This window comes from Marinithermofilum abyssi, assembly GCF_014641195.1.
GTDB classification, from domain to species: Bacteria; Bacillota; Bacilli; order Thermoactinomycetales; family DSM-45169; genus Marinithermofilum; species Marinithermofilum abyssi.
The window spans coordinates 1-13,741 of sequence record NZ_BMHQ01000026.1 but is presented as its reverse complement, the minus strand read 5'-3'; the positions used below and the strand labels follow the sequence as shown (position 1 = coordinate 13,741).

Here is a 13,741-nt window from a genome sequence, read left to right as displayed (position 1 = left end):
CTGTACCTTAAATTCTTGGGAATGTTTCCTGTGACGTGACCCTTTTTTGGACATAAAAATCCCCCCTATGAGGACAAGTTCTTTAAAGGCTTTCATTTACCTGTCTACATAGAGGGTATCAGTTCATTACAGGAGGTTTTCTATTTCCTATGGGAGGTGGTAGGAAAAAGAAAAATAGAGGGGTTCTATTAGCGGAGAACGTGCAAAGTAGTCATATGTAGCTTCTAACAAACTTTCTCCCAAGCTGGTCGGCCTTTTTAGGCTGTTTACTTTATGGCCACAATGAGAAAAAATTTATGACTAGGCAGGAGACGGGGTATTTTTATAGAATAGGTTATGTAGGTATCACCCGGGTAATACCAATCACCCCAGGGTAATACGAGAGGGGAATATGTAATGAGTAAGAAAACTAGTCGCTCTGTAAGCTTTCAGATGGATGATGTCAGTGAACGTTACATGCTAGAGTTTTTTGAGCAAAACAATATCAAGTTCAGTCCATTCGTTAAACGCCTGATCTGGAATTACATACATGAAAACAAAGAAAAGAACGTGTATGAACTACCCAAAGCAGGTCAAATGTAAGCATAAAAGTGAACCGATAAAAAAGAGAAGCGCCGTCCGGTTAGTGCAGAAACCAAACGACGCATAGCCCTAGATAGTATATAGAATGTGCTTGCTATAATTATAGCTTCAAGGATACATAGAAGCAAGCAGATAAATATGGGTTATTATGTCCAATTCTTGGTTTTCATGAATATATGTGTCGTATAAACCGGACGCCTTCTTCTCTAATAGTAAAGGAGGCGTTTTTTCATGTCCGATCAGGAAAAAAGACCGATTATTGGCGGTATATTTGGAACTCAAACACAAGTCGGTCCTGATGGAGAGACAATAACTAAGAAAGACCCTTTTCACCTTCGTATCTATTGGGACTTTTGGGAACCCGAAATCCAACAAATCATGAAAGGAAACACTTGCCGCGTCTTCCTCTTCATCGCCATGCATATGGATCGCAAAGGCGAAGGTTGGCCCAGTCAGGAGTATATAGCCAAACGTCTCAAAATTAATCGTAACACTGTAGGCACTGCCGTTGAAAAGTTGGAACAAGCTGGACTGATCGAATCCTATCAGGAACGAAAACCTGACGGCACCTGGGGTAGCACCCATTACCGCCTAAAGCCGTCGCTGAAAAATTCAACAACGGTTGAAGACCACGCTGAAAAAACCGTTGACCAAAAACTCAGCAACGGTGAAATTTCGCGTCAAATCAATGATTCCACCGTGGATGAAAAATTGGACAACGGTGACAATCCCTATAAAACCAACAATTCAACCGCTGCTGAAAAATTCAACCACGGTGAAACCCCGCATTATGACAGCGATTCGACCGTCGCTGAAAAAATCGGCAGCGGAAAAAACCGTGCTGGAAAAACCGACGACGGAAAAACCGTCGCGGAAAAAACCGTTGCGGAAAAACTCAGCAATAAGGAAGAACCATCTTTAAAGAAAGAACCATCTTTAAAGAAAGAACCATTAGTAAGTAAGACAACAACCAAAGAAAGAAGTGTTGTTGTTGAATTAGACCCTGAAGATGCCGAATTCATTAAACAGTATTGGTCCGATCTGTTTAATTCTAACCTTGCACCCGCGATGTTAAAACGATTGGTTCAAGCTACGAAGAATGTCCTAAAAGATGAAGAGCCCAATCCGGTGGATATTGCTTCACACATTATCTTGGTTATGGAGAACGTACATAAGTACAACAAACCCCGTTCTCCTTACGCCATGGTGATAAAAGCTATTCAGGAAGAATGGACATGGGATGAACCCTTCGGTAAAGTTCTCCCCCTCTCTCAGTCCTCCGCTGAACTCTACGATTGGGTGAAAGAATCCGGTAAAAAATAATGCCCTTAGGCGAAAGAAAGAACTCTCAGAAACACAGGAAGGCCGTGGATATCTCCCTACGGCTTTCCTGTTTTAAACGGTGGTGTTTTACATGTTTGGCGGTGAGATACCGTCGTCAAGTGAGTGTTTATACTGCTGTCTGGTTTGCATCTCAGACTAAACACCTACCCCAAAAAAACCATCTCCATAAGACGGTTTAGACCTCTTAGACAGTAATTGCCTATGAGAGCATCGGAACGGCGTATCCGCGATCGCCCCGTACCGCCTCTTTTCCCCGAGCACAGGCCGCAAATCGGCGACGAGTTTATGCCCCTTCCTGTTGGAAAAGACGTGCGCCGTCTCTTTTATGGGTAAGCACCTACCCCACGCTTTACACACAAGTACGAAAATTTTTAATACAATATGGGCAAGCAAGGAAGAACGGTTAGTCTCACTCCTGGTACCGGGGTTTTTATCGGAAGGGGGGTGAGGCGTATGGGCCTAGGTGAATGGGCTGCCCTGATTGCAGCACTCCTTTGGCTCGCCTCCTCTTCGATGTGGTTTGCAGAATTTGCGACCACTCGAAAAGGAAGCGCTAAAGTCCCTTCGGGTTTCCGGTTATTACCACTAAAAAAGCCTAATCAAAGTTGCAGCTTTGATTAGGCTTCCGGCCCCATGAGTGGGACAACGCGCTCGTGTTCTTCCTTGCCTTTATTATATTACCCATAGATTCTCCACCCTATTGTAAACAAAATGTTTGCACTGATGTTGTTGGCGATTCTCTTTTTTTGTTGGACGCATGGATTTATCCGGTAATACCACAGTTTTTGTCCCGAGAAGCAGTCACTATGATTACCTCCATCCATCGTCTGACCTGTATTTATGGTTACGCTTTGTGGAGTCAAAGGGAAGCGTTACGTTATTTTTTCAGGAGGTACGTCTTATCTGCAAGATCTTCGTCATATACGTCTGAAAATGTTGCCGATCGAGCCTGTATAAGCCTGAGCATTGGAAGTCTCTAAATCATCGAATATCATTTTAAGGAAGTTTGCCATGTAGGAAGTGGCCACGTTCAGATGTGTTTTTTTGATATTGTAAACAAAATGTTTGCGCTGATGTTGTTGGCGATTCTCTTTTTTCTGTTGGACTTAATGGACCTATCCGGTAATACCACAGTTTTTTCCCGAGAGTGGTCACTATGATTACCTCCCTTACCTCCCGGATTTTATACAATATCTGAAAGGCCTGTCTGGAAACGTCTTTCCTACTTAAAAACCGTACGAAACCACATACCGGCCGGGTTTGCGAAACAAAAAAAGCCGCCTTATACCCCCCTTAAATTAAGGGATTTAGGCGGCTTTTTACTTGGAGAGATAGGGTAACCAAGGGCAAGTAAGGGGGTTTTCCTATATTTAGAGGTTTCCCATTTTTTAAAACGAATTACTCTAAGATAAAGAGAGGTGACTCAAATGACTACAGTAATCACATTCGGCCAACAAAAAGGCGGAGCCGCTAAGACAACAAGCGCAGCCGTTACTGCTTATTTGCTATCGATGGATCAAAAGGTGCTTTTAGTGGACTTTGATCCCCAGGGCAATGCAACAGAACTTATCACTCAGATGCCGACTAAGGAATTTGAAGGTAAGTCTGTGATGGAAGCAATCCGAAAGGGAGAAGCCGCTGACTTTGTTTATAACGTTATGGAAAACTTTTGGCTGCTCCCCGCAACAGATGATCTTTCTGAGTTTGCCTCCTATATCTATGATGAGGCACAGATTCCAAAAGGAAAAAGAGCCAAAGTGCTTCAAAAAACACTGGCTTCTATTATGAATCGATTTGACTATATCATCATTGATACTCCGCCAAGTTTGGGTGAGTTGACAGTAAATGCCCTCGCAACGTCTGATTATGTGGTCGTCATGTTTGAACCGTCAAAATTCTGTTATTCAGCGATTGAACGGTTTTTAGTAGATACACTGGATATTAAGGAAAGAGCCAATTCTTCTCTTGAGGTGGCTGGAATTTTGCCTGTTCTACTGGATTTTCGACGGGGCGATATCAAAGACTATCTAGAGTTAATAGAGGAAGAATATCCAGGCTTAATGTTTGATACCAAAATCAAGCGGAAAGCCGCTACTGCACGTTTATCCATATCGGGCTTTTTAAATAATCCCGAACTAACTCAGGCGGCAGAACCTTATGATCTTTTTGTAGAAGAATTATTAGAACGGACGAAGCGAGGTGTAGGCATAAGTGGGTAAATGGAAAGAGAAAATTAAGCAGCGTCAAAAACAAGAGGAAGAGCGGGCTGTACACAAATTTTTACCCGATCAATCTCCTTCAAAAGTCACAGAAAAAGATAACTTACACGTTGAAGTAAAAGAAAACTTAAACATTGATGAAGAGGTACAAGAAAACGTTGAAGTAAAAGAAAAAGGTAAAGTTGAAGTACAAGATAACTTAATAGAAGACTTAAACGTGGAATCAAACGTAATCGTAAATGGTGACAACAACGAACAAGAAATAGAAAAAGGACAAGAAGAAGTTGCAGTCACAGAACACATCAACTTCACCTTAACGCATCGAACGCACCAAGCTACTTTTGAAGATCAATATAAGCGTAAGACTTTTGCTATTGAACGAGAGTTGTTAAAGCGATTTAATAACCACATGAGACGTTTCCCAAAAGGGGAACAAACACGAGTGATCAATGAACTGTTACGGCAATATGTAAGATGGCTTGATTCTCAAACGAAAAAAAGAAAATAGGGCAGCCTCGAGGGGTCTGCCAGCTCTTCGTGGACCGGACCAACCCCAGAGCCCGTGGCATTTGCTAGGATACCGGCCACCGGATCCGCCAACGGAGGAGATGCTAAAGGTCTTCTATAATCATCCGTTGGATGTTTATTGGTTGTACAGTAGGGTGCTTAAAACCGCCTGTAACAGGCGGTACACGTGAGGATATAGTTGATGCATTAAATGAAATTCGAAAAGAGCTATTAAACGGTGATTTACCACTAAATAACCGGTAGCTTTGGAGGTATTATTTATGAAGGTTTGGTCACTTAAAAGCGACCTGGATGATAAGTTTGAGGAACTTCAAGTTGTCAACTTCTGAAACGCTTTGCGCATCGTATTACTGGCTTGTTCATAATACTTCTTCCAGTTGATCCCCGATTTAGTCATCCTCTACCGGCTCCCCTACTTTCATAATCAAGGAAAACGGGATCATTATCTTGTCTTCCCCGTTCTGCATTACCAACCACCTTTCCACTGGATCAATTTGTATCACATGTCCGATGTACTTCTTAGGACCATATTTGCTTAAGTATGTAACCAAGATCGCTTGCTCTTCCACCTTGGATCGCTGTATGAGGTGGCCGATCTCCCTCAATGCATTTGGATCCAACTTCAGTGTCTTATTCGCTTCTTTTTTTCGTTCCATCTGCCAGATGTGTTCCTCATGTTCCGACAGAATGACCTTTCCACGCCCCAAGTTCATCACCTCGTCTCCATTATAAACGAACAAACGTTCTTATATAAGCGGTAATTTGTTACATATGAGGTCATAAAAATTGGACCTCAAAGGAGTTGGAGAGAGAGAGTCGAACTATTTTGGAGAGAACTTAGGAGGTGTGGCTATGGGTACCAAAATCAGCTTTGGTATTCAAAAAGGCGGTGTTGGAAAAACAACGACTACTGCCGTAACCGCTTATTTGTTGGCAAAGGAGTACAAGGTTTTGGCCGTCGATTTTGACAGCCAGGGAAATCTCACACAAATGCTCACGCAACAAAATATCTACGACTTCACCAAAAGAACTGTACTGGAGGCAGTAAAAGAAAAAAATCCGGATCCCTACATTCATGCGATTTCTGATCAGCTTCATATTCTCCCGGCAGAAGATTTCTTGGCTACCTTTTCACGATACCTTTACACCAAATACTCGGGTCATAAAGCTCTTCTGTTGAAGGAAACATTGGAGAAAGTAGAGGACCGATATGACTTTATCGTGATTGATCTCCCCCCTAACTTAGGAGACCAAACGATAAACGGCTTAGGAGCCAGTGATTTTGCAGTTGTTCTGCTACAGAGTGAACCATTCTGTTATGATGCATTGGATCGGTATTTGGAAACACTGCAAGAAGTTCAAAAAGAAATTAACCCGGATTTACGCTTGGGTGGAATTTTGACCTCGATGTTAGATGCAAGAACAAGTATTGATGGAGCTATTCTCCAGCAAGCCCGTGAAGACTATGAAGATGTTGTCTTCCAATCCGTTATTAAACGAAAAAGCCGGTTAAAGGAGTTTGCTCTTACGGGGATTCAGGATCAAACAAAAAACGATCGCGAAGCCCTTGCTCCTTACTCAGAATTTGTAAAGGAGTTGATCGAACGTGTCAAAGAAAGGTAACTTAAAAAATCTACTCGCGAAACGCTCCTCAGAACCTGTAAACAGCTCGGCTGCCCAAAATTTGTTGCAAACGAATCAGGAATCGGCTGCAACATCGGAAACAATTACGGAATCGGAAACGGAACCGAAAGCAGCACCACAAAAGCAAACGAAATCGTCTCCGAAATCAAAAACAGAAGCAAAAACAACAGCAAAATCAAAATCACAAGCAGCATCGAAAGCAAAAACAAATTCGCAAGCAGAAACTAAATCAAAAACGCAATCAAAAATGCAAGCAGATTTGCATGCAGAATCTGAACCGGTTACGCAAGTGAATCCTGAAACAAAATCGCAAGCGAATCAGAAACAGCAAACGCAACAACAACATGAATCGGAATCGATTTTGGAACAAGAAACGGAATCAGAAACAAAATTGGATCAGGTTACACAAACAGAAACTGAATCAAAAACGCAATCAAAAATGCAAGCAGATTTGCATACAGAATCTGAACCGGTTACACAAGTGAATCCTGAAACGAATTCACAAGCGAATCAGAAACAGCAAACGCAACAACAACAGAAATCAGAATCATATTTATCACCATATGCACAAGTGGAAGTGGATCCGGTTTCGGAAATGAAAGCACGTGTACAGCAAGGGATCAAGAAAAAACGAATGGAAGATGTTCGGATCCGCCGTACTTATTGGTTAAGTAAAGAGGATATTGAAAAGGTAGATGAGTTGAGCGAAAGTACAGGGATGGATAAATATGAGGTAGTTTCAGCAGCTATTCAATTACTATACAAACAGATATTTGAGAAGTAACTGTAGTATTGAGGAAAATGTTTTTGTAAACTTTTTGTTTGCAACTATTGATTCAGTGCAAACATTTTGTTTACAATATGGATAACATTAAAAAACACAACAGAAGGAGGCCACTTCCCACATGGCAAACTTCCTTGAAATGACAGTCGATTTAGGGACTTCTGGTGCTCAGGCTTATGCAGGCTCCAGCCGTGATCGGATGTTCTACATACCTAATGCCGTTCGTGATCTTACGGAATTTAACGATGGTACCTTGTTGCAGGATGATCAGGATCCATTAAAAGATCTACGAGTAGAAATTCGTACAGATTTAGTGAGAGAAGGGCGTCGTAGAGTAGTAGTTGGTGAGTCGGCTGCTAAGCAAGAGCACAATGATGAAGCCATTCGCGGAACCAAAAAATCCGAAAACGAGCAAACATACATTATGCTGCTGACCACTTTGGCTTACGATGCGGCTACCCGTTTGCGTCCCAATAAAGAAAGTGTCATTGAAGTTGAGTATTTAGTAAGTACGGCACTCCCAATGACAGAGGTGATCCGGGATCAAGGTCGATACAAGGAAGATTTTCGAAATAAACTAAAGCGCGGATGCCATATTGTTGAATTTTTAGATACCCCGCAGCTCCGTGGCATCAAAGTGGTTATCCGGTTCTACGAGATTTTGGTCAATGCAGAAGGATTTTTAGCGTACTTCCGGCTGCGGGAGCATATGCGATCGATCCTTTCACCGGAAAAATATAATGAGTGGTGCAGCAAAAATATCTTGATCTACGATCTGGGCTTGGGAACCTGGGACGCTGCCCTATTCGAAAACGGAAAAGTGGTTCCTGCTCAATGTGCTGGGGCGCCCGGCGGTGTCGTTAATGCCATGGATGATATGATCGATTACGTCTTGGAGAAAACCGGACGGGAAGTGCGAAGTCGGGAGGAAATGGCGGAGATTTACTTCCAGGAAGACGCCAAGTTCTTCTACAATGGGAAGAATCACGACTTAAAGGCCCAACTGGATCAGATCTTGGACGAGCATGGGAAAGATCATTGGCTTACCATTAAACGCCGGGCAGACAAAGCTGGAAAAGTGGATGAGATTTGGCCGGTAGGAGGCGGATCGATCCTAATGCAAGAAGCCATCCTGAAGCATAATAAAGGTTATCCGATTATTTTCCGGGATGATATTAATATTCGTAATCTGATAGTTGATGGCCTATTTCTTGTAAAAGAGATCTATAAAGAAAAAAAGGGCAATATTAAAGAACGGATCGAAACTCCACAAGTAGTATAACGAGAGCAGAGCTTAACTTTAAAGAGAAAGGGGGCAATTGGCAATCGCAGAAGAGACGGTATCTTTTCGGTGGCCGCCTGGAACACCGGCCGAAGTGAAGAAAGAATATTACCGATTGAAAGAGGAACTGGGTCGGAATACTTCTCGACGGATTGCTCAATATGTCATTGATGGAATTCTTCGCGATCTCCGCGGTGATAAAGTGTATCCGGTACCTCTGTTAAGGGAGCCGACACCGGAGCAGCGAGATTGGTTATATCATGAACTGACAATCAGTATGATGGCTAAATCGTTGGATTCCATCCTTCAAGAGCCATTTGTCCCCTTTGGACGGCTTAATGAAAAGAAGGAAGAGGGTCAGAAAGAAGATAAACCTTCTGCATTGGCGGAAGATATTGTGAGGGATATGGAGTCTTCCGGATTGGATTTTGGCGACTGAGCGGCTTTTGCCGCTCTTTTTTTATAATAAGGAAGGGCTTGGTGAAATACCAAGCCCTTCACTTCCCACATAGCACCTTCCGGCACCTTCTTAGTGTACATGTCAGTTAATTAATTATCAACAGCTGAAAAGGCGGCTTTCTAAACTGATCAGAGTCCAGCTAATTAACGGGGCGATGCCCCGCCTGTAGCGAAGCCGATAGGCGAGCGTAACCCCTGCTACTCATAAGCTTGGATGTAACTCTGGCGCATCCCCCATCTGTTAGGCCCAGACACGGACTCTTTGCTAAAATAAACTTGGTTAGTCATTATGCAAATCGCCGTTAAAGAATAGCCGCTTGGACAAATCAAAAGAAGCGAATTAAGCCTAGTTGACTGACAATTCAGGCAGGGGACGAACAGGGGGGTGGTGAGTCCCCCGTTGTTTACCCTTGCGTACCAAATAACTTTGGATGCAGGCAACGGACTCCGTCGCGGCCCCGATTCGGCAGCCAGTGCCGCATGCCGCCACAAGAAAGTCGAAGACTTTCCCTTGTATACATAAAATAAAGCACCAACTTAGCTAGTTCGGATGAGAGCGCGGTATTCAGCAGGAATCCGGCACTTTTGAACTAGATAAAGGGAGGAATCCGGCCGGAATTTGCGAAGTAATGGAGGAGGAGCAAGGGGATAGTAGGCCCAAGGCAGGGCGGCGGCCCTCCTTCTGCAGTTAGCGAAGCGTCTGCAGAAAGGCGGTGACGCTATGGATATGGAGACCATTGCCGCTTATAGCGCTGATTGTCCAAGTGGTTGTTGCAACCTACACGATTGCAAAAAAGTAATCCGCCCCCCGGCTGACCAACCATAGGACGGATTACCTTCCGAATTATGGGCCGCTGCCTTCGTCGAAGGCGGCTATCTTCTTGCCCTCATTATATTATGTCCTACATATGTTATGCAAACCCTCCTTTTTTAACGGTTAAAGACTCAGGTTTTTGTGGCTGGGAAGGGATGATCCGTAACGAACCGCAAAAATGCTTCCTCACACATTGCACGGAGATGTGCGTTAAAAAAAGAGTTGGAGTACGAATATCCACGGAACAAAAACGTTACAACACGGCTATCACGTTCCTGTTCGAGTTGAAGGATCTTCCCATCCGAGCGGGAAATTTCACCTCGTGTTTGACTTAGTGCTGCTACCACCTTGTCATACGTGCAATCCAAAAGTCTGGCCACCACTGATCCGGATTTTAATGGAGCTTGTTGAAGCTGCTTGCGATCATAGCGTATAACCTTTTCTAGCACATCGAGGACGACAAACTGTCTCACTTTGGCTTCAAACTCATCGTAACCTGGTGGATATTGCATGCTGTCGAACTCCTTAAACCTCTCTTTTATTATATTTTATCCCTTTTTATTCGCCTTTTCCAGAACAAACGTTCTATCTTTGTGTTGGAGCTTTTTGGTTGATAAAGTGATGGCACAAAAAAAGCAGCCTAAAGGCTGCTGGCAGTGAAGAGGTGTCATTATATTATTCGAGTGGACAAGCTTTTTTGTGTCTTTTCATCCTAAAATGCGAAAAAATACTAAACCGTAAGCAAAGTGGTAAAAAAGGAGGGTTATTATCGCGGGGTAAATATTTGATTAATAGTTTGCGAAACCCAATGAAAACGCGGACTTCTTTGCTAAAATTAAACCGGGTGTCGACCTACTCCGCTCGCACTCTGTGCCACACTTTCCTCCGGGCCCCTTACTAGGGCCCTACCTTTCTTTATATATCCCATAGCGTCAATCTACAGTGGTTCGGGCTCTGTCAGGGGCCTTTTTCTTTTTTTAAATCAGCTCCCCAAAAATACGATTAAAAGCCCACTGTAGCCTACGGCTTTAGCCGTGGGAGACGTCATAAGAGGGTTTTGAGCTCCATGTTCCCTGTAGTACAAGTTTCATGTAATGTAGTCGGAGACGGTAAAAGTCTTGTTCTGTAAGCACATAACGCCCCAAACTATTTATTTTAGGAGCAATATCGAGATATTTAGTTAGCAACAAGCGGACAGTCCGATAATTAAGGTTCAGACGGCGGGCAGCTTCGTGTAAAGTCATGGTATTTTCCAATTAAGGAAACCTCCCGTCAATTTTTTACCCAATTTTTCGTCAACTACTCATTCCGATTCCTTCCATTCGACTAAAAATCCCATATTAAGACAAAAAAGAATCCCTGTTCCAGTCCCTTTACTGGAAAGGAATTGCGTTTTTTCCGGTAATTTAATCGTGTCTTGCCGAAAAGGGTGTTACTATAGGGTTAATATTCGGTTAATAGTTTGCGAAACCCAATGAAAACGCGGACTTCTTTGATAAAATAAACTTGGTCATAGGTTGTGCTACTCATCATTTTGACTTTCCCATTCCGGATGGGCCCTTAGGGGCCTTTTTATTTTGCTATCAGCTCCTCAAAAATACGATTAAAAGCCCATCGATCAGTGGGCTTTATAGCTTGAACCCTTGAAACACGGGCTCCCGTAGATAACCCGCATGGGTCTCTTTTTTGTATTTGACTTGGCAGTGGATCCGCGGTTCAAGATAAATAAACCGCTGATNCACCCGGGTTCATCCTTGCGGTACCCCGTGATGACGACCTCGGTTTCTCTCCAGTGAACGACTTTCTGCCAGTCCCAGGAGCGTTTCCCTACGTGATAGGTGGAATCTTTCCGTTTCAACACAATCCCCTCAAGCCCCATCTGTTTGGTTCCTTCGAACAAGCCCGTTCCATTGCCGTGAATGTAACGTATGATGGAGAAGGCCCCGTTTTCCTGCAGCACATCTTCCAATAACTCTTTTCTCTCCATCAAGGGAAGATGGGTCAGGGCATTTCCTTGATGATAGAGGATATCAAAGACGACATACTGAACAGGCAGGCTGCGGGAAAGTCGCTTTACTTTGAGTGGGTCGCGTGTTTGGAGTCGCTTCATGACCTTTTCAAAGTCCGGACGACCGTGATTGTCTGTCACGATCAGCTCGCCATCCAACACCGTTCCCGGGGGAATGGGTGGCTGCCTCAGCTCAGGAAAGCGGGCAGTCACCTCATTTCCGTGCCGGGTATAGGCTTTCACTCCATCCAGCGTAGAGAGTATTAGCCGAAAGCCGTCCATTTTCGGTTCTGCGATATATCGATCATCATCAAAAGGCTGGGTTGCCTTCTGTGCAAGCATTGGGGCAATAAACATTACAATCACCTAACAAAATCGTACCATTCCAAGAGAAAAACAAAATAGGTAGTTTATGGTATAGGATTGAACGCTTTGTCCGATGGGTGAAAGTCATAGTCAGCAGATAAAAGAAATAGACCAAGACCTTGTCTAATACATCCCTTCATCCCAGATTACACTTAAAAAAGGCTGCCTACTGCAGGCGTTTTTTTTTATTGGTTTTTATACCCCATGCCCCTAGCGCCGCTGAATTTTATGTTTGCAAAAATTATAAATTTCTTCCACACCGCCGGACTTCCGGCGTTTTTTTGATGATTTCTTTTTATTTAGACTATCGACTATATTAGTAACATATGATACATTTGAAACAAATGATACAGAGAGGTGATATATTGTGAGCCAGCCACAAATGGTACGCATAACCAGCTTGGCAAAGACATTACATACATTTGAAAATGCGTTAGATAGCCTAGTGAAAAGTGGAATGGTTTGCCGAGTCGAAGAAGTGGAGGCTTTTCAGAAGGGGTTCAGGGCGGCATTAGATTTGGTGAGGAAAGAATATGGTATAAAGTGATATTTGAAAAAAACAACACAAGGGGGCTGAATAAATAAAAAAGACGGCCCGGGGGGCCTGGCTACCAACCTAACACCCTCACCCGTCAAATATTCGGAACGTTGGTTGTGCTTATTTTCTCCATGTGGGTATCCTTGCAAAAAATGATAGCCTTGGACGATCTGGCACATCGCCCAAGGCGAACCAACACCATAGAGGAGTTGATTGAAGTGATGGAATGGTACCACGAATGGCAACATAACGCAAGGAACCGATATCTAGCTGGATATTATCCGGGACACGAGCGAATGCCTAATTTTATTGTTCGGGGTCTGTATTGGATAGGATTCTTTTTCGGGGATTTTGTTCCCTTAATCATGAATCTTATTGATGCAATTTATATGACAATAAAACGATTGCTTGCTTTTATTGCTGGTTTGTTAATTGAAGCAAGCACGTTCATTGTCCTCATCGGAACGATCGCCTTTAGCATTTTTCATTCCATTGAACTATTGCGCCAAGCGGGGGCAACGGGAGGTTTGGAATATGTCGGGGTGCTAATGTTTGAGGTGGTTTTCATCTCTTCGACAGCTACCCTGACCGGAACCTTGATGAATAAGAAGAAACGCAATAAATTCTCTAATATGGGTTTTGCATTCTCTATTGCGGGTTTCATTCTGGGAATCCTTTTTGTATGGTGGAGTAATATCTCGGGGATGGCATCCAGCTGGACAGGAGGGATTATTGGTTTCTGTACTCCCGTTCTGTTGATTATCTCCGAAGGGATTCTCGCTTATCGGTACTTGAACGAGTCCACGAAAGAGGATGAAACCCAAGTGATGGAGATCATCCAGAGGAATCGGTTGACGGTTGGGGATGTCTTGAAAGCAATCGAAATGTACTTAGCCAACCGAAAAGTGGACACCGGACAGATGGACGTAGAAAAGGTGGACACAGAGAAGGTGGATACGGCAAAGGTGGACACGGAGAAGGTGGATACGGCAAAGGTGGACACAGAGAAGGTGGATACGGAGAAGGTGGATACGGCAAAGGTGGATACGGAGAAGGTGGATACGGCAAAGGTGGACACAGAGAAGGTGGATACGGCAAAGGTGGACACAGAGAAGGTGGATACGGCAAAGGTGGATACGGAGAAGGTGGACACGGAGAAGGTGGATACGGCAA

General features: G+C 43.6%; 13 protein-coding genes. 9 read left to right on the top strand and 4 right to left on the bottom strand.

All coding sequences use genetic code 11. The features are described from left to right. Window positions 1-396: 396 nt before the first annotated feature. The 4 genes from IEW70_RS17430 (at window position 397) to IEW70_RS17415 (ending at window position 4,653) form a co-directional block, all read left to right on the top strand. Window positions 397-582, top strand: a complete 186-nt coding sequence (locus IEW70_RS17430) for a hypothetical protein (RefSeq protein WP_188649181.1) — start codon at window positions 397-399, stop codon at window positions 580-582. Between the two features lie 231 nt (window positions 583-813). Continuing rightward, on the top strand, window positions 814-1,905 hold the full coding sequence (locus IEW70_RS17425; protein ID WP_188649180.1) for a helix-turn-helix domain-containing protein: 1,092 nt from the start codon (window positions 814-816) through the stop codon (window positions 1,903-1,905). 1,448 nt (window positions 1,906-3,353) lie between these two features. Beyond that, the gene (locus IEW70_RS17420) at window positions 3,354-4,145 is read left to right on the top strand and encodes a ParA family protein (protein WP_188649179.1); all 792 of its coding nucleotides are present in this window, start codon (window positions 3,354-3,356) and stop codon (window positions 4,143-4,145) included. Continuing rightward, on the top strand, window positions 4,138-4,653 hold the full coding sequence (locus IEW70_RS17415; protein WP_188649178.1) for a hypothetical protein: 516 nt from the start codon (window positions 4,138-4,140) through the stop codon (window positions 4,651-4,653). Before IEW70_RS17420 ends, IEW70_RS17415 begins: the two co-directional genes overlap by 8 nt. A gap of 409 nt (window positions 4,654-5,062) precedes the next feature. Here the strand turns inward: IEW70_RS17415 and IEW70_RS17410 are convergent, their stop codons facing one another. Next, window positions 5,063-5,386, bottom strand: coding sequence for a YolD-like family protein (locus IEW70_RS17410; RefSeq protein ID WP_188649177.1), 324 nt, complete (start codon window positions 5,384-5,386; stop codon window positions 5,063-5,065). A 139-nt stretch (window positions 5,387-5,525) separates the two neighbouring features. Here IEW70_RS17410 and IEW70_RS17405 point away from each other — a divergent pair, with 139 nt between their 5' ends. The 4 genes from IEW70_RS17405 (at window position 5,526) to IEW70_RS17390 (ending at window position 8,822) form a co-directional block, all read left to right on the top strand. Beyond that, a complete protein-coding gene (locus IEW70_RS17405) occupies window positions 5,526-6,296 on the top strand; it encodes a ParA family protein (protein WP_188649176.1) in 771 nt (256 codons plus the stop codon). Continuing rightward, window positions 6,280-7,101, top strand: a complete 822-nt coding sequence (locus tag IEW70_RS17400; protein ID WP_188649175.1) for a hypothetical protein — start codon at window positions 6,280-6,282, stop codon at window positions 7,099-7,101. Before IEW70_RS17405 ends, IEW70_RS17400 begins: the two co-directional genes overlap by 17 nt. Before the next feature lie 121 nt (window positions 7,102-7,222). Beyond that, window positions 7,223-8,383, top strand: coding sequence for a ParM/StbA family protein (locus tag IEW70_RS17395; protein ID WP_188649174.1), 1,161 nt, complete (start codon window positions 7,223-7,225; stop codon window positions 8,381-8,383). Window positions 8,384-8,420: 37 nt separating this feature from the next. Then, window positions 8,421-8,822, top strand: coding sequence for a hypothetical protein (locus IEW70_RS17390; RefSeq protein ID WP_188649173.1), 402 nt, complete (start codon window positions 8,421-8,423; stop codon window positions 8,820-8,822). Between the two features lie 965 nt (window positions 8,823-9,787). Here the strand turns inward: IEW70_RS17390 and IEW70_RS17385 are convergent. From IEW70_RS17385 to IEW70_RS17375, 3 genes are all read right to left on the bottom strand, one after another. Continuing rightward, window positions 9,788-10,168 carry a YhjD family protein gene (locus IEW70_RS17385; RefSeq protein ID WP_188649172.1) on the bottom strand — a complete coding sequence of 127 codons (381 nt, stop codon included), beginning with the start codon at window positions 10,166-10,168 and terminating at the stop codon, window positions 9,788-9,790. 516 nt (window positions 10,169-10,684) lie between these two features. Further along, window positions 10,685-10,900 carry a MerR family transcriptional regulator gene (locus IEW70_RS18645; protein WP_373286002.1) on the bottom strand — a complete coding sequence of 72 codons (216 nt, stop codon included), beginning with the start codon at window positions 10,898-10,900 and terminating at the stop codon, window positions 10,685-10,687. Window positions 10,901-11,274: 374 nt separating this feature from the next. Further along, window positions 11,275-12,006 (bottom strand): ATP-dependent DNA ligase, encoded by a 732-nt coding sequence (locus tag IEW70_RS17375; RefSeq protein ID WP_444543252.1) that lies wholly within the window; start codon window positions 12,004-12,006, stop codon window positions 11,275-11,277. Between the two features lie 951 nt (window positions 12,007-12,957). Between IEW70_RS17375 and IEW70_RS17370 the strand changes: the two genes are divergently transcribed. Next, window positions 12,958-13,741, top strand: a 784-nt coding sequence (locus tag IEW70_RS17370; RefSeq protein ID WP_229752077.1) for a hypothetical protein, incomplete at its 3' end; no start/stop codon positions are given.